At 69.6% G+C, this 17,296-nt stretch carries 12 protein-coding genes and 1 tRNA gene; 12 read left to right on the top strand and 1 reads right to left on the bottom strand.

Annotation, left to right across the window (positions count from 1 at the left end; genetic code table 11):
* The first annotated feature begins 243 nt into the window (after positions 1–243).
* Entirely contained in the window at positions 244–2,586 is a 2,343-nt protein-coding gene (locus tag BQ8008_RS07665) for a M23 family metallopeptidase (protein ID WP_108833498.1), read from the top strand.
* A 15-nt stretch (positions 2,587–2,601) separates the two neighbouring features.
* Entirely contained in the window at positions 2,602–3,357 is a 756-nt protein-coding gene (locus BQ8008_RS07660) for a glycerophosphodiester phosphodiesterase (RefSeq protein ID WP_108833497.1), read from the top strand.
* Positions 3,358–3,483: 126 nt separating this feature from the next.
* On the opposite strand, the gene BQ8008_RS07655 is transcribed toward BQ8008_RS07660, so the two are convergent.
* Positions 3,484–3,556: transfer RNA gene (locus BQ8008_RS07655), tRNA-Arg, on the bottom strand.
* A 132-nt stretch (positions 3,557–3,688) separates the two neighbouring features.
* Between BQ8008_RS07655 and argS the strand changes: the two genes are divergently transcribed.
* The 10 genes from argS (at position 3,689) to rpmE (ending at position 17,200) form a co-directional block, all read left to right on the top strand.
* Positions 3,689–5,374, top strand: coding sequence for an arginine--tRNA ligase (argS, locus tag BQ8008_RS07650; RefSeq protein WP_108833496.1), 1,686 nt, complete (start codon positions 3,689–3,691; stop codon positions 5,372–5,374).
* A 4-nt stretch (positions 5,375–5,378) separates the two neighbouring features.
* Positions 5,379–6,827, top strand: coding sequence for a diaminopimelate decarboxylase (gene lysA / locus BQ8008_RS07645; protein ID WP_108833495.1), 1,449 nt, complete (start codon positions 5,379–5,381; stop codon positions 6,825–6,827).
* Positions 6,828–7,416: 589 nt separating this feature from the next.
* Positions 7,417–9,231, top strand: a complete 1,815-nt coding sequence (locus BQ8008_RS07640) for a DUF7926 domain-containing protein (protein WP_234415280.1) — start codon at positions 7,417–7,419, stop codon at positions 9,229–9,231.
* 253 nt (positions 9,232–9,484) lie between these two features.
* Entirely contained in the window at positions 9,485–9,652 is a 168-nt protein-coding gene (locus BQ8008_RS13435) for a hypothetical protein (RefSeq protein WP_199907958.1), read from the top strand.
* Between the two features lie 287 nt (positions 9,653–9,939).
* A complete protein-coding gene (locus BQ8008_RS07635) occupies positions 9,940–11,268 on the top strand; it encodes a homoserine dehydrogenase (protein WP_108833493.1) in 1,329 nt (442 codons plus the stop codon).
* Position 11,269: 1 nt separating this feature from the next.
* A complete protein-coding gene (gene thrB, locus BQ8008_RS07630; protein ID WP_108833492.1) occupies positions 11,270–12,172 on the top strand; it encodes a homoserine kinase in 903 nt (300 codons plus the stop codon).
* Positions 12,173–12,401: 229 nt separating this feature from the next.
* A complete protein-coding gene (locus BQ8008_RS07625; protein ID WP_108833491.1) occupies positions 12,402–13,550 on the top strand; it encodes a CE1758 family FMN-dependent luciferase-like monooxygenase in 1,149 nt (382 codons plus the stop codon).
* 1 nt (position 13,551) lies between these two features.
* Positions 13,552–14,334: a CE1759 family FMN reductase gene (locus BQ8008_RS07620; protein ID WP_108833490.1), complete on the top strand. Its 783-nt coding sequence runs from the start codon at positions 13,552–13,554 to the stop codon at positions 14,332–14,334.
* A gap of 376 nt (positions 14,335–14,710) precedes the next feature.
* Entirely contained in the window at positions 14,711–16,804 is a 2,094-nt protein-coding gene (gene rho, locus BQ8008_RS07610) for a transcription termination factor Rho (protein ID WP_108833488.1), read from the top strand.
* A 183-nt stretch (positions 16,805–16,987) separates the two neighbouring features.
* Entirely contained in the window at positions 16,988–17,200 is a 213-nt protein-coding gene (rpmE, locus tag BQ8008_RS07605) for a 50S ribosomal protein L31 (RefSeq protein ID WP_108833487.1), read from the top strand.
* Positions 17,201–17,296 lie beyond the last annotated feature (96 nt).

Here is a 17,296-nt window from a genome sequence, read left to right as displayed (position 1 = left end):
TCCGTTCGTACGACACGTGTTACTGCTTATACATTGGTGTTATAGGTAGAACACTGCGGATTGTCCGGGAAGTGCAGGTCACACAAAGGTGTGCTGGTTCTCCTGGCAAGACCCACAGGAGACCGCTACTGTTTTAACCGAGCACAACATGAGACTGTCGCCCCGGCAGCCAGCACGTCGTCATCGCCGGGTCGCCGGCAGCAACGACTTCCCCACGACACCAGCCACCTGGAGGCTTCCCGCGTGACCCCGCAGCCCATGAGTCGACGCCAGCGTCGCGAGGCGGAACGTGCTGCCGAAGTCGCTCGCCAGCTCGCTGAGGTGGAGGCCGGCACCGCACCTCCCTCGCAGCCGACACCGACGTCGCACACCACCCACGCCGCCGGCTCCACTCGCCGCTCCCGCCGTGACTCCCGTGCCCAGCGCTCCCAGACCGGCACTACTCCCAGCGCGGCGACCGCGCCGAGTGTCTCCGCCCTCCCGGACGTCCCGGTCGCCCCCCAGAAGCAGAACCACCCCCAGAGGCCCGTGGCCCAATCGACCCCTCCGGTCGCGGCGCCGGCCACGCGCCCCGGAACGCATGCAGCCGCCGGCCCAGCGCGCCCGGCTCCCAGTGAGCACACAGGGCAGGGCGGCCAGTCGCAGGTCGCCCCGATGAGCCGCATGGCCCGCCGGCGGCAGAGCGCCGTCGAGCAACCCGCCCGGCCCGCGCAACCGCACCCTCAGGCCCCCGTAGCGACTGGGCCCGCCGCTCCTTCCGCACCTGCAGTTGCCCCTGTGGCAGATGCTGCGGTGAGCACTTCACAGCCCTCTCCGGCAGCGCCCCCCGCCTTCTCCGTCTCCCCGCAGGCGCCACGAGAGACTCACCCCACCCGGCGCTCCCGCAAGGACCTCCGCGCTGGCCGGACCGCTGATGACACCCGGCGGACGCGCGAGACCCCCGCCGTCTCGCAGGCGCAGCAGCAGCCCCAGACTCAGTCGGACAACCGGCGCAGCCGCCGCCACTCTCACGCCGCCGACCAGCCGCCCGTCGTGCCGACGTCGTCGGCACCGTCGGCCCTGTCACCCCTGGTCGCGGCCTCCCTGGCCGAGTCCACCTCCACCCGCGAGCCGGCTGCTGAGCGGCCCGCTGCCAGCGCACCGTGGTGGGCCACCAGTGACTCCCTCCCCGCCTCGCCCAGCACGGCGCAGTCCCAGAGCCGCACCGCCGCGAGCAGCCGAGACTCCGCCGTTCCCGGAGCCGCTTCCCGGCCGGAGAGCCGGCGTAGGGGGCGGGCCTCGGCGGCCACGCCAGCCAGTGCCTCGGTCAAGCCTGTCGTCGCCTCCACCACCCACCACACCGCGTCCTACAGCACGCCCGGTGCTCCGGTGGACAGCGCCCCCACTCCGACGTCGCAGCCCGGGGCGGAGACGGTCTCCGAGTCGCCCGTCGCGGCACCCTCGGCGCCCGAGGCCCCCCACGAGATCCGTTTCTCCCGCAGAATCACGGACTTCCGCGGCGCCGAGACCCTTGAGGTTCCCGAGGTCCGCAAGCTCATGGCGGCCCGCAAGGCGGGGGTGCCGCTCGCCGACGAGGCGGCCATCCGCGCGGCCAAGGCCGCCCAGGGCGCTAAGGCGACCCGTGAGACCAAGAAGACCAAGCCGGCGAGGACCGCCGCGGACACATCGGACGAGGTCGACGGCGTTGAGCCGTCGGCCACGCTTCCCGCGGCCTCCAGGCCGGAGGCTCACCGCGACTCCTCGACCGGCCCCGCCCCTGCGCGCCCGGCCCGTCGCCGTACCGGTACCGGGATCCTTGGGCGCACCGCCGTCCTGTCGGCTCTGGCCGTGGCCACGGTCCTCGCCCCCCTGTCCAGCCACCTCGACAACACCCCGCTGGCCTCGGCCGCGATCAAGATGCACGCCGGCGACACCATGCAGAGCCCGGCCGCCGCCGGGGCGAAGCCGTCGTCGGTGGCCAGCGCCGTGCTCGGCCGGGACGACGACCTGGAGGAGGGCTCCGATCCTCAGCTGTCCAACGTCCCCGACGCCGCCACCCGGGCCAGGATCCGCGAGGCATACCAGAACGCCGCCAAGACCTGCTCCTCGGAGACCGGCGCCTCCGGTGACACCGCCGCCTTCAGCTCCAAGCCGCAGCTGTTCTACCCGATGCTCCCGGGCACCTACGAGATCTCCTCGGAGTACGGTTACCGCACCCACCCCACCCTCGGCTACCGCAAGCTGCACGCCGGTCAGGACATGGCCGCACCCGTCGGGACGCCCATCTACGCCGCCGCTGCCGGCACCGTGACGACCGCCAGCATGGTGGACGGCACCGGAACCGTCACCATCAAGCACGAGATCGACGGTCAGGTCTGGTACACCAGCTACCTCCACATGTACGAGGACGGCATCTACGTCAAGGCCGGTGACACCGTCACGGCCGGCCAGATGATCGCCGGCGTGGGTAACACCGGGCGGTCCTCCGGCGCTCACCTGCACTTCGAGGTGCGCACCAAGGACGACACCGCCGATGAGTCGACCGTGGAGCCGTGGGGCTGGCTCAAGGAGCACGGCGCCGTCGAGCTCACCACCAACTGCAGCTGAGGGAGAAGACCTACAGTGCCGCCTGCCTCGTCACGAACACGACGTCCTGCTGTCATCGCCCACCGCGGCGGCGGGCGCGAGGTTCCTGAGAACACCTGGAGCGCCGTCGAGCACGTGGCCGCGCTCGGCCTGGAGTGGATGGAGACCGACCTGCGGCTGACCGCCGACGGCATCGTCGTTCTCAGCCACGACGAGGACCTGCGCCGCACCGCGAACGACCCCCGCTCCGTCGGCGAGGTCATGTGGGCCGAGCTGGCCGACCTCGACTCCGGTGACGGGCGGGGCTTCGTCCGGCTCGACGACGCCCTGTACGCCCACCCGACGATGAGGTTCAACGTCGACCTCAAGGACTCCAACGTCGTCCAGGCCGCCCTGCAGACGGTGCGCGACGCCGAGGCCCTCGACCGGGTCCGCTTCGCCTCCTTCTCCGCCCGGCGGCTCGCCGTCCTGCGCCGTCAGGAACCCCGGGCCATGACCTCCCTGGGCGTCAGCGACGTGCTCGGACTCATGCTGCGCAGCGAGGCCGCCGTCCCCCTGCCGCAGACGCGCTGGGGCTGGACGCGCGGAAGGGTCGACGCCGTCCAGGTCCCCGAGAGCTACCACAATGTCCCGGTGGTCACCCGACGGTTCGTCGCCTCCGCGCACACCGCCGGCCTGGAGGTCCACGTGTGGACGGTCGATGATCCCGAGCAGATGCGCCAGCTGGCCGAGCTCAACGTGGACGCCATCATGACCGATGTCCCCACCCTCGCTCTCCAGGCCCTGGACTGAGACCCGGACCGGGAGTGCGGGCCCGCCATCGAGCCGTGGCATCGGAGTGTGGACGCTCCCCGCGTCGCCAGGTTCGCATGCACGGGCGAGCCCCCGCCGCGGGTGGCGACGGGGGCTCGGGCTCGGTGCCCCGGACAGGATTCGAACCTGCGACCTTCTGCTCCGGAGGCAGACGCTCTATCCACTGAGCTACCGGGGCCTGAGGCGTGACTGTACCAGCGTCCCGCCCCCTGAGCGAAACTGACGGGCGACTGCGACATGTCCCACGATGCCCCGCGGTCATCGGCATCCCTCGCGGTCCTGTCCGGCCGATGACGGTACGCTGGCGGGCGTGACTCCAGAAGAGCTTGCCGCAGCCATCCGCACCGTCCTGGAAGAGGCCTCCGCCGAGGGCTCCCTCGCCCTGCCCGCCTCGGAGATCCCCGACCCCCGCGTCGAACGCCCCCGTAACCGTGACCACGGCGACTGGTCCACCAACGTCGCCATGCAGCTGGCCAAGAAGGCAGGCACCAAGCCACGCGACCTTGCCGAGCTCCTCGTCCCCCGCCTCGAGGCCCTCGACGGCGTCGCCTCCGTGGAGGTCGCCGGCCCCGGCTTCCTCAACATCCGCCTCGACGCCGCCAGCGCCGGCGAGCTCGCGCGCTCCATCGTCGAGGCCGGCGAGGCCTACGGGCGCAACGACTCCCTGAGCGGCCAGCACATCAACCTCGAGTACGTCTCCGCCAACCCCACCGGCCCGGTGCATCTGGGCGGCGCCCGCTGGGCCGCTGTCGGCGACTCCCTGGCCCGGATCCTGTCCGCCTGCGGCGCCGCAGTCACCCGCGAGTACTACTTCAACGACCACGGCACCCAGATCGACCGCTTCGCCGTCTCCCTGCTCGCCGCGGCCCGCGGCCAGGAGGCCCCCGAGGACGGCTACGGCGGTGCCTACATCGCCGAGATCGCGGCGCGCGTGACCTCCGACGAGCTCGCCGCCGGCCGCCCCGCCCCGGCCACGCTCGACGACGCCGAGGCCACCGAGATCTTCCGCGCCCGCGGCGTCGACCTCATGTTCGCCTCCATCAAGGCCGAGCTCCACGCCTTCCGTGCCGACTTCGACGTTTTCTTCCACGAGGACTCCCTGCACACATCAGGTGCGGTGACCCGTGCCCTCGGCGAGCTGCGCAAGCGCGGTGTCATCGAGGAGCGCGACGGCGCCACCTGGCTACGCACCACCGACTTCGGGGACGACAAGGACCGCGTCCTCATCAAGTCCGACGGCAACCCGGCCTACTTCGCGGCGGACACCGCCTACTACCTGGACAAGCGCGACCGCGGCGCCGACTGCTCCCTCTACCTGTTCGGTGCCGACCACCACGGCTACGTCGGGCGGATGATGGCCATGTGCGCCGCCTACGGCGATACCCCGGGCGTCAACATGCAGATCCTCATCGGCCAGATGGTCAACCTGGTCAAGAACGGCGTCCCGGTGCGCATGTCCAAGCGCGCCGGCACCATCGTGACCCTGGAGGACCTCGTCGAGGCCGTCGGCGTCGACGCCGCCCGCTACGCCCTGGCGCGCTCCTCTATGGACTCCATGATCGACATCGACCTGGACCTGCTGGCCTCCTCCACCTCCGACAACCCCGTCTACTACGTCCAGTACGCTCACGCCCGTACCCGCAACGTGGCCCGCAACGCCGCCGAGCACGGGGTGAGCCGCGACCCGAACGTGGCCTCTTTCGAGCCCGCCGCCCTGGACGACCCGGCCGACACCGCCCTCCTGGGAATCCTGGCCCAGTTCCCCGCCACCGTGGCCCAGGCCGCCTCCCTGCGCGAGCAGCACCGCGTGGCCCGCTACCTCGAGCAGCTGGCCGCCGCCTACCACGCCTGGTACGGCGCCACCCGCGTCACCCCCCGCGGGGACGACGCCGTCAACTCCGGCCACGTGGCCCGCCTGTGGCTCAACGACGCCGTCGGGCAGGTGCTCGCCAACGGGCTCGGCCTGCTGGGCGTCTCCGCCCCCGAGAGGATGTGAGACCGTGACGTACCAGGTTCCCGCCGGTGAGCCGCCCCTGGGGGCGCTGGCCTGCCCCGAGCCCGAGGACCGCCCCGATCTGTGGCCCACGACGGCGCGGCGCACCCCCGACGGCGAGCTCGCCCTGGGCGGGCTGACCGTCTCTGAGATCCTCACCGATGCGCCCAGTCCCGTCTTCGTCCTGGACGAGGCCGACCTGCGCGGCCGCGCCGCCTCCTGGGCCGCCGCCATGCACGAGGAGTTCTGGCCCAGCTACGGCATGGCCGGGGGAGAGGCCTTCTACGCCGGTAAGGCCTTCCTCGCCACCAAGGTCGCCCAGTGGGCCCTCGAGGAGGGCATGGGCATCGACACCGCCAGCCGCGGCGAGCTCACCGTGTCCCTCGCCGCCCTGCAGGAGGTGGGCGGGGAGGACGCCACCCGTCTGGGCCTGCACGGCAACGGCAAGACGCAGGCGGAGATCGCCGTCGCCCTTGGCCACCACCTGGGTCACCTCGTCCTCGACTCCCTCGAGGAGGTGGAGCTCGCCGCCCGTGCCGTACGTGACCTGCGTGCGAACGGTGTCTTCGGGCCCGAGGAGACCGGCCGGGTCATGGTGCGCCTGACCACCGGTGTGCACGCCGGGGGCCACGAGTTCATCGCCACCGCTCACGAGGACCAGAAGTTCGGCCTCTCCGTCCACGCCGGCACCGCCCGGCAGGCCATCGACGTGATCATCGCCGCCCCCGAGCTCGAGCTGCACGGGCTGCACTCCCACATCGGCTCCCAGATCATGGACCTGGCCGGCTTCCGTGAGGCCGCCCGCGTCGTCCTCACCCTGCGCCACGAGGTCGCCGCGGACACGGGGCACCTGTGTCCAGAGGTCGACCTGGGCGGCGGCTACGGCATCGCCTACACCGGCGCGGATCCGGTGCCGCCCAGCCCTGCGGAGGTCGCCCGGACCCTCGCCGAGACGGTGCGCGAGCTGTGCACGGAGCTCGGCGACCCGGTCCCGCACGTGTCCGTCGAGCCCGGGCGCAGCGTCGCCGGACCGACGACGGTCACCCTCTACACCGTCACCGGTCTCAAGCGCGTTGAGCTGGGGGAGGGGACCTCACGTCTCTACGTCAGCATCGACGGCGGCATGAGCGACAACATCCGCCCCGCCCTCTACGAGGCGGCATACACGGCCCTGGTCGCCAACCGCCGCCCCGACCCGTCCGTCGGCCTGACCCGCGCGCGCGTCGTCGGTAAGCACTGTGAGTCCGGCGACGTCGTCGTACGCGACGTGGACCTGCCCGCCGACCTCTCCGTCGGTGACGTGCTGGCCGTACCTGCCACGGGTGCTTACGGGCGCTCCATGGCCTCCAGCTACAACCTCTTCACCCGCCCCGGCGTGCGCTGGGTGCGTGAGGGCGAGTCGGGCTGGATCCTGCGCCCCGAGACCATCGACGACCTCCTACGCCTGGAGGGCTGAGCCTCCGCCTCCCGACGCAACACGGCACAGCGGCGTCGTCGTTCCAGGATCTGCTCCTGCAGCGGCGGCGCCGCTGCGCATGGTCTGACAGGAGGGTGCGAGGTCGCTGAGTGCGACTCCGATCTGAGAGAGGCCTGAGTAAAACGTGTCTCAACAGAGATGAAGACCGGTTGTTTGGGGAACTCCAACAACGGTAACGCGGTCTACCTGATGGGAGAAATACAGCGCCAGCACGGACTCGTCACATGAATCTTGTGATATATCCACAATTCGTAGCAATGAAAGTTGTCTGAAACCTAGATCACAGTTGTGCTGGAACTGTGACCTCGTGCGCGTTTCGTGTGTTCACTACTCCCAAACAGTCGGTTTGTGACACAGTGGCCCTGGTCATCACGGGGCAGCCTTCCCGTCTCCTGAACGGCTGGTGGGAATGTTCGGTGATGGTTCACGAGGCAGACTTTGTCATCTATGCCAGGAATCCGGAGATCCCATGAACACAATGTCCACGGGCGCCGCCTCTCGGCCGGCCCTCTCACGAGGGGCGGTGAGGGGACTTGTCGCCATCCTTGCTCTCTTCCTTGTCGCGATCATGTCTCAGCTCTCGTCCCAGGCGAGTGCCGACGAGAACAAGAGCGTCAACGTTTCCAACCTGTCTCTGACACGTGTGGACGGCAACAACGTTGAGCAGGACGGAAAGCTCAACTACTACGACCTCGCTCGCCTGAGCTTCGACTGGAGCGGCGTCGACGCCAACCTCAAGTCGGGCGACTCCTTCACCATCGGTCTGGGTGAGTACTTCACCAACCTGCAGAACAGCGCGACCCACCCGATGACCGTCGAGTACGGCGGCAAGGACGTCGAGGTCGGCAGCTGCACCCTCACCGTCAAGGACGTCACCTGCACCTTCAACTCCAAGGTCGATGAGCTCAAGGCCGCCGGTTTCCACAACTTCAAGGGCGCCGGCTCCGCTCTGGTCTCGGTCGCCAAGACCACTGACGCCCAGACCGTCGACCTGACCGCCAACGGCGTGACCACCGCTGTCACCCTGCCTGGTGGCGGCGGTATCGGTGGCCCCCAGGAGAGCAACTGGGAGCTGACCAAGTGGGCCTCCAGCTTCTACAACAACTACAAGGAGCTGACCTGGGGTGTGAACTTCGGGACCAACCAGACCACTGGTGACAAGCTCGGCAAGACCTTCGACGGCTCCCGGCAGACCATCGTCTTCACCGACACCCTCGGTGGAGGCATGAGCTTCAACCAGGCCGACGCCACCCGCACGGTCCTCAACCTCCGCCCCGCGGACGGCAAGACCATCCCGGTGACCAACGCCGCCGGCCAGGACTCCACCACCCAGTACGGTGACTTCGATGTCAAGGCCAGCTACTCCCAGGACGGCCGCACGGCCACCTACGAGGTGACCGGTCCGTTCCAGAACGGCACCAACTTCACCCTGGAGTACCCGGTCTCCTTCGTGGACGCCAACGGCAACGCCGTCGCCGCCACCCAGGGCGCCGCCTACGAGAACTCCGTCAACCTCCAGGGCACGGACCTGACCAGCACCCAGCAGCAGTCCTACGTCCAGTACTTCGACATCTCGGTCCAGATGGAGCCCGGTTTCGGCACCTTCAACGTGACCAAGGTCGTCCAGGGCGAGGCCGCCGCTCAGGCCGCCGGCTCCTCCTTCGTCGTCGACGTCGCCTACGAGCTGCCGGCCGCCGCCAGCTCCTACCCGGACTGGAAGGCTCCCGAGGGGCAGAAGGCCACCGGTGAGGGCCGCACCGGCACCTCCTCCGTCACGGTCAAGCCGGGTGAGCCGGTTGCCTTCGACGGAACCTTCCCCGTGGGCACCAAGATCACGCTGAGCGAGGACACCTCCAAGGCCCAGCCCGCCGCCTCCGGCTACAGCTGGGGTGAGCCGGTCTTCACCGTGGACGGTCAGAACACCAACACCTTCACCATCCGCGACCAGGAGCTCGTCAAGGTCTCCCTGACTAATACGACGACGACCACCACGGCTCCGCCGACCACCTACCAGCTGCCTCCCACGGCCTCCAACCCGCCCGGATACCCGCCGGCCACCACCGCGCCTCCGACGACCACCACGGCTCCGCCGGCCACCACGGCTCCGCCGGCCACCACTGCGCCTCCCACGACGACGCAGCAGCTGCCGCCGAGCGAGTCGAACCCGCCGGCAACCGTGACTCCGCCGAGCACGAGCACCCCGGGCGCTCCGCAGACGACCCCGGCCGCCCCGGTTCCGCCCACCTCAACCCCGAAGACGCCGACCGGTGGTACCCCGCCGCTGGCGCACACCGGTGCCAACGCCGTTGCGCTCCTGCTCCTGGCCGGTGCCGGCCTGGGTGGCGGTGCTCTGATGGTGGCGCGCCGCCGCAAGGCCTCCTGAACGCGGATGACCGCTTCTCGAGCCTGAACGCTCCATAGGACCAGTGGCTCCCTCTCGGATGATCCGGGAGGGAGCCACTGGCGTTCCTGATTCCTGGGCTCTCGTCTCCCGGCATGCCATCGGTCTGCCCGGGCCTGCATCCGGAAGCAGGAGGCGCCGTGGCATCGAGTCGGCCTCAGGGAGGAGATCTCCTCCCCATCAATCATTCTCCCGAGGGTCACGGCCACCCCGAGCTCCTTCCTAACCTGGAGGCATGAGCGCAGCGACATCGTCTTCACCCTCCTCTCTGACCTCCTTCGTCTCCTCCCTGGAGCAGCCGCCCCCGGCCTGGGGCCGGGCCGACGACGCGGCGTCCCCGATGCCCATGAGCCTGGGGCGGGTCATCGGCCGACTGCTCAAGCAGATCATCTGGCGCCGCTGAGACCCCTCACTGAGCCCCCACACTGAGCCCCCTCGCTGTGAGGCCTGCTGTCACGGTGAGCCGTCCGGGACCCTATCGGCCGCCCTTCGCGGGCCGAGATGGCGGGCTCACCGCGTGTTCGCAGACGGACCTGTGAGCGCTCCGAGGCCGATGACCCTTATGCTGGCCCGCAGCGGTGGCCAGGGCGGTCGGACAACCGGTCGGATGTCTCCGCCTCCCTGGGGCCCATCGCATCACGCAGTCGAAGTGCCCGTGCACGGCACGCAACACAGCAAGGTGGTCATTTCGTGGCTCAGGACTCTTCCCCCGCCCAGCGCACCCTCACCGTCGGCGTCCTCGGCGCCGGGACCGTCGGCAGCCAGGTGATTCGTCTGCTCACCGAGCAGGCCGATGACTTCGCCGCCCGCTCCGGTGCGCGCCTTGAGATCACGGGCGTCGCCGTGCGCGACGTCAACGCTCCACGAGGCACCTCGGTGCCCCGGAACCTCCTCACCGATGACGCCACCGCCGTCGCCACCGGGAACGATCTGGTCATCGAGCTCATCGGCGGGATCGAGCCGGCCCGAACCCTCATCCTGGCGGCCTTCAAGGCCGGGGCCAGCGTCATCACCGGCAACAAGGCCCTCATCGCCGCCCACGGCCCCGAGCTCTACGCGGCTGCTGCCGCGGCCGGCACCGACTTCTACTACGAGGCCGCCGTCGCCGGTGCCATCCCGGTCGTCTACGCGCTGCGCGAGTCGATGGCCGGCGACCGCGTCACCAGCGTGCTCGGCATCGTCAACGGCACCACCAACTACATCCTCGACGAGATGAGCACCAAGGGCCTGTCCTTCGAGACCGCCCTGGCCACCGCCCAGGAGCTCGGCTACGCCGAGGCCGACCCCACCGCGGACGTCGACGGACTGGACGCCGCTGCCAAGGCCGCCATCATCGCCTCCCTCGCCTTCCACACCCGCGTGGGCCTCGACGACGTCTCCGTTGAGGGCATCCGAGAGGTCACCGCCGACGACATCCGCGAGGCCCACGCCTCGGGCTGCGAGCTCAAGCTGCTCGCCATCGCCCAGCGCCGCGAGGACGAGCACGCCCGCGGCGTCTCCGTGCGCGTCCACCCCGCCCTCGTGCCCAACGACCACCCCCTGGCCAGCGTGCACGGCGCCTACAACGCCGTCCTCGTCGAGGCCGAGAGCGCTGGGCGCCTCATGTTCTACGGGCAGGGCGCCGGGGGAGCCCCGACCGCCTCCGCGGTCCTGTCCGACGTCGTCGCCGCCGCCGCGCACCGGGTCCACGGGGGCCAGGCGCCCCGCGAGTCCTCCTACGCGCACCTGCCGGTCCTCGGTCCGGAGGCGGCCGTCACCCGCTACCAGATCCAGCTGCGCTCCGACGACTCCGTCGGCTCCCTGGCCGCCATGGCCACGGTCTTCGCCGACAACGGCGTCTCCATCAACTCGGTGCGCCAGAGCGCCTACGTCACCACCGATGGCAGCGACGACCAGGCCGTCGTCACCTTCGTGACCCACCCGGCCCCCGTCTTCCACCTCGACGCCGCTGTCGAAGGGCTGCGCGCCTCGGACCGGGTCGCCGAGGTCGTCTCCGTCCAACGCGTCGAGGGCGAGTGACATGCGCATCGTCTACGAGCGCGCCGCCGTCCGTGTCCCGGCCACGACGGCCAACATGGGGCCCGGCTTCGACTCCTTCGGTATGGCCTTCCGCTACTACGACGAGGTCTCGGTGCGCCCCATCACCGGCGTCACCCGAGTCATCGTTGAAGGTGTCGGCGCCGAGACGGTCCCCACCGACGACGACAACCTCGTCGTGCAGGCCCTGCGGGCCGGCCTGGACGCCGTCGGCGCCCCGCAGGCCGGCTTCGAGATGCGCTGCGTCAACCGGATCCCCCACGGCGGGGGCATGGGGTCGTCGGCCAGTGCCGCGGTGGCCGGGCTCATGCTGGCGCGCGGCCTCATCTCCGAGCCGGAGGCCCTCAGCGATGACCGGATCTTCTCCCTGGCCACCGAGTTCGAGGGGCACCCCGACAACGTCGCCCCCGCCGTCTTCGGCGGCGCGACCGTCGCCTGGGTCGAACGCGGTGGGCACCCGCGCATGGCGCCCATGCCCGTGGACGCCTCCCTGGGGGTGAGCCTGCTCATCCCGCCGTCGACCACGCGCCTGTCCACCAAGGAGGCCCGCCAGGTTCTGCCCGTCTCCGTGCCGCGCGAGGATGCCCTGTTCAACACCTCCCGGGCGGCCGTACTCATGCTGGCCCTCGCCGGGCGTCCCGACCTGCTCATGGCCGGCACCGAGGACCGGCTCCACCAGGAGTACCGGCGCGGGGTCCTGCCCGCCTCCATGGCGGTCATGGACTCCCTGCGCGAGCAGGGATACCCGGCAGTCATCTCCGGTGCGGGGCCCACGGTGCTGGTCCTGTCCCCCCTGGCCGAGCAGACCCGCTTCACCCTGGAGAACCACGGCTGGAGCGTGCTCACTCCCGGTATCGACACCCGTGGTGCGGTCCTGACCTCCTGATCCGTGCGAACGGCTTCTTCATCCGCATCCTTGATCGCGGGCGTCCTCGAGTCCGAGGGCGCCCGCGACCTGCGTCCGCCTCGGATCCCCGGTGAGGCGGTAGTGCCACGCTCCCACGCGGGAAGTGCGTCACACTCGGTTGGTTGAGAAATAAACTATGAATGTCTCCGGTTCTGTCAGTACACATGAATGACAGGTAAATCCAGTGTGGAAACAGGGAGGACGTTTGATGCAGTTCGGAATCTTCACGGTTGGAGACATCACTACTGACCCGGCCACCGGTAAGGCCCCCAGTGAGCATCAGCGCATCAAGAACACTGTCGAGATGGCGGTCCTGGCCGAGCAGGCAGGTTTGGACTTCTTCGCTACCGGGGAGCACCACAACCCGCCGTTCGCGCCGTCGTCACCCACGACCCTGCTGGCCAACATCGCCGCACGCACAGACAAGCTGCTCCTGACCACTGCGACCACCCTCATCACCACCAATGACCCGGTGCGTCTGGCTGAGGAGTACGCCTACCTCCAGCACCTCGCCGACGGGCGCGTCGACCTCATGATGGGGCGCGGCAACACCGGCCCGGTCTACCCCTGGTTCGGCAAGGACATCCGCAAGGGCATCTCGCTCGCGGTGGAGAACTACGACCTGCTGCGCCGTCTGTGGCGGGAGACCAACGTGGACTGGGAGGGCGAGTTCCGCACCGCGCTGCAAGACTTCACATCCATGCCCCGCCCACTCGATGGCGTCCCGCCCTTCGTGTGGCACGCCTCCATCCGCTCGCCCCAGATCGCCGAGCAGGCCGCCTACTACGGAGACGGATACCTGCATAACAACATCTTCTGGCCCATCGACCACGTCAAGAAGATGGTCGACCTCTACCGAGAGCGCTTCGCCTTCTATGGTCATGGCAAGCCCGAGCAGGCGATCGTGGGGCTAGGTGGACAGATCTTCGCCGCCAGGAGCGAGGCCGAGGCCATCGAGCGCTACACCCCCTACTTCCGCAACACCTACGTCTACCAGGGGGCGTCGCTGGAGGAGATGACACAGCACACGCCTCTCGCAGTCGGCACGCCCGAGCAGATCGTGGAGAAGTACCTGACCTACCGGGACGCGATCGGCGACTACCAGCGTCAGGCCTTCAACCTGGACCTGGGCGGCGTCCCGCACAAGGAGATCATGAAGCAGATCGAGTACCTGGGCTCCGAGATCGTCCCGGCGCTGCGCGCCGAGCTGGAGCCCGCCAAGTCCAAGGGTGTTCCGGGTGCACCGATCCACCCGCGCCACCGGGCTTTGCTGGAGGGGACCGAGCCTCCGGCTGAGGAGCCCTTCTCCATGTCCAACGAGTTCGACCCGCTCACGGGCCGGAAGGTGAGGATCTGAGATGGCTCAGGAGACCTTTGCGGCGAGTGACAAGCAGGAGATGGATGACATGAACACAGGCACGACTGCGCCCGTCGCCCCGTTCGGGGGCACCCAGTCCCTGGCCGGATCGCCGACCTACGACGCCTATGCCAATACCCAGATGGGGCGCCTGAGCCGGATCGTGGCTCTGCACGCTGGGGTCTCGGAGCCCTCGACCTCCCAGATGCTCGCCGAGCGGCTGGCCGAGTCGGCCCGCAAGGCCCTGGAGTCCGACTCCCGCCTCGCCAGCATCGAGGTCATCGGGCTCAGGCCCCTGGTCAAGGACATCGCCCTGGCCAGTGTGGGCGGACCGGTGTCTGCCGACCTGCAGAAGGTGATCGATGCCCTGTCCGCTGCCGACGGCGTCATCCTGGTCAGCCCGGTCTTTCAGGCCTCATACTCCGGACTGTTCAAGTCAGCCATGGATGTGCTGCCTGCCGGCACGCTTGAGGGCGTCCCCGTCCTGCTGGGGGCGACGGCCGGCACTGCGCGGCACAGTCTTGTTACCGAGATGGCGCTGCGGCCGCTGGTCGCCTACATGAAGGCCCTGCCGACGCAGACCGCTGTCTTCGCGGCCAGTGAGGACTTTGGTGCGGCCTGGCAGACGCCATCATCCTCTGAGAGGCCCGAGTCGCCCTTGAGTGAGCGCGTGGCCCGGGCGGGGCGGGAGCTGGCCACACTCATGGAGCGCTTCCCGCGCCAGGCGCCGGTTGACCCGCTGGCCGACTTCGCGCCCATGGGGACGCTTCTCGCAGGTCGCTGAGGCCGTGAGCCTGGGAGTTTGAAGGGCAAGAATCGACTTGGTTGCGTCCGAGTCGATCATTCCGGTGGGGCTGATCGTACGTACGGTCGGCCCCACCGGTGTCAAGGCGGCGACGAGAGATGTCATGGGTGGAATAACGGCGGCATCTCCGACGTTGCTCATTGGCGTTCCGTTAGGCACTGCGCGACGGGGCTGCTATGCTGACGCCGTCGGCCGCGCGGATTGCACCACGCCGCTGACCGCACCAGCCCCGGACCTGAGGCTCTTGCCTCAGCAGGAACCGGCAGTGCATGACCCTCCCCGTGAATGATTCCGGGGGAGTCCCCCCAGTTGAACGTCTCCTCCCGCGGAGCGTCATCACACCGTTAGGACACTCGTGACCGAGACCTCCAGCGCCCAGCCCTCGCTCTCCACCATGCGTCTGGCCGAGCTCCAGTCGCTTGCCAGCTCCATGGGCCTCAAGGGCATCTCCCGTATGCGAAAGAGCGAGCTCGTCGCTGCCATCCGGCAGGCGCGCGGCTCCTCAGCCTCCACTCCCGACTCCCACGAAGCGTCGAACAGCTCGCCCGATGCCGGGGCCGACGCCACCGACACCTCCTCCGCATCCTCCTCCAGCGCCACCTCCTCGGAATCTTCCCAGGCGGCCGGTTCGGCTCGTTCGCGTCGTCGTCGTGCCACCGCGGCCTCCGGCGCGCCCGAGGAGCATCAGTCCTCACCTGCTCTTGACCTTGGCATCGATCTGCCTGACCGGTCCGGCAGCGACTCCGATCGCGACGGAGAGCGCCCTGCCCGCAACCGGTGGCGCGAGCGCACCGAACGATCTGAGCGTTCCGAGCGCACTGAGGCGGCCGACGGCGGCGACTCCTACAGCCGCTCCGAGCGTGGCGAGCGCCCGTCACGCGACCAGCCGCGCCGCGGCCGCAGGCGCGCCCAGGCCTCCGCCGGCGCCCCCGAGAACCAGGATCGCGGTTCCCACGAGCCCCGCACCGACTCGCCCGAGGACCATGCCGACGCCAAGGCCGCCCTCATGCGTGACCTGGCCGACGCCACCGGAACCTCCGTCGTCGAGTCCCAGGAGCGCTCGCGCCGGGGCCGCGACAGCGGCGACGAGACCGACGGCTACGACGAGGAGCGCGGCGGGCGCCGCCGTCGGGGACGTAAGCGCGGACGCGACCGCTTCGACCGCGACGACCGTGACGGCAACCGCGATCAGCGCGACAGCCGTGACAACAGCGGCGGGCGTCAGAACCGCAACCAGTCGCGCGAGGACGAGGTCCTCCTGCCGGTGGCCGGCATCCTGGACGTCACCGACAACCAGCACGCCTACCTGCGCACCTCCGGCTACCTGCCCGGCCCCAAGGACGTCTACGTCTCCAACCAGCTCATCAAGGACAACGGGCTGCGCGCCGGTGACGCCGTGACCGGCTGGGTCCGTGAGGGCGGGGAGTCCTCAGCGCCTCAGGGCGGGCGCGGCAACCGCCGTCAGAACCGTGCCGGCCGCGTCAAGTACAACCCCATGGTCAGCGTCGAGACCGTCAACGGCATGGAGTCCGAGCGCTCCAAGCGCCGCCCCGAGTTCGCCAAGCTCACCCCCCTCTACCCCCAGGAGCAGCTGCGCCTGGAGACCACGCCCAAGGCCGTCACCCCGCGGATCATCGACCTGGTCTCGCCCATCGGCAAGGGGCAGCGCGGGCTCATCGTCTCCCCGCCCAAGGCGGGTAAGACCATCATCCTGCAGCAGATCGCCAACGCCATCAGCGTCAACAACCCCGAGGCCCACCTCATGGTCGTGCTCGTCGACGAGCGCCCCGAGGAGGTCACCGACATGCAACGCACCGTCAAGGGGGAGGTCATCGCCTCCACCTTCGACCGGCCCGCCTCCGACCACACGATCGTGGCCGAGCTGGCCATCGAGCGCGCCAAGCGCCTCGTGGAGCTGGGGCAGGACGTCGTCGTGCTACTGGACTCCATCACGCGGCTCGGGCGCGCCTACAACCTGGCGGCCCCGGCCAGCGGCCGGATCCTCTCCGGCGGTGTGGACGCCTCCGCCCTCTACCCGCCCAAGCGCTTCTTCGGCGCCGCCCGCAACGTGGAGAACGGTGGGAGCCTGACCATCCTGGCCACGGCCCTGGTGGAGACCGGATCCAAGATGGACGAGGTCATCTTCGAGGAGTTCAAGGGCACCGGAAACATGGAGCTGCGGCTGTCGCGACAGCTCGCCGACAAGCGCATCTTCCCGGCCGTGGACGTGGCGGCCTCCGGCACCCGCCGCGAGGAGCTGCTCATCGATCCCGCCCAGCTCAAGATCATGTGGCGCCTGCGCCGGCTCTTCGCCGGGCTCGAGCAGCAGCAGGCCCTCGAGCTGGTGCTGTCCAAGCTCAAGGACACCCAGTCCAACGCCGAGTTCCTCATGGTCCTGTCCAAGACCACCCCGGCCGGCACCTCCCTGGCCGACGGCGAGGACGAGTAGAGCCTCCGGATCCGGCTCGGTGCCGGCAGGACCTGACTGACTCGCCCCCAGGCAGGTGCCCGGTCTCACGCGGCTCAACCGTTGCGCGGGCGAGCTGGCCGGTGGCACAATCTGCTGCTGGCCTCCGGTTCACCCTCGCTCCCGCGTGGGACCCGGGACCCTCTGACGCTTAAGGAGAAACCTATGAAGCAGGGCATCCACCCCGACTACGTGGCCACCACGGTCACGTGCACCTGTGGCAACACCTTCGAGACCCGCTCCACCGTTACCCCCGGTGAGATCCGCGTGGACGTGTGCTCGGCCTGCCACCCCTTCTACACCGGCAAGCAGAAGATCCTCGACACCGGTGGCCGCGTTGCCCGCTTCGAGGCCCGGTACGGCAAGCGCAGCAAGTAGCCGCGTCTCACGACGCCGGCGGCCGGCTCCCAGAGCCGCCGTCGGCGTCGTTTGCATATCGCACGCGTATTGTAGGTGCGTGGCACCGCGACTCCC

It is taken from the genome of Actinomyces sp. Marseille-P3109 (assembly GCF_900323545.1).
Lineage (GTDB): Bacteria > Actinomycetota > Actinomycetes > Actinomycetales > Actinomycetaceae > Actinomyces.
The sequence above is the reverse complement of the archived record's forward strand: the minus strand, read 5'-3'. Positions and strand labels throughout refer to the sequence as shown.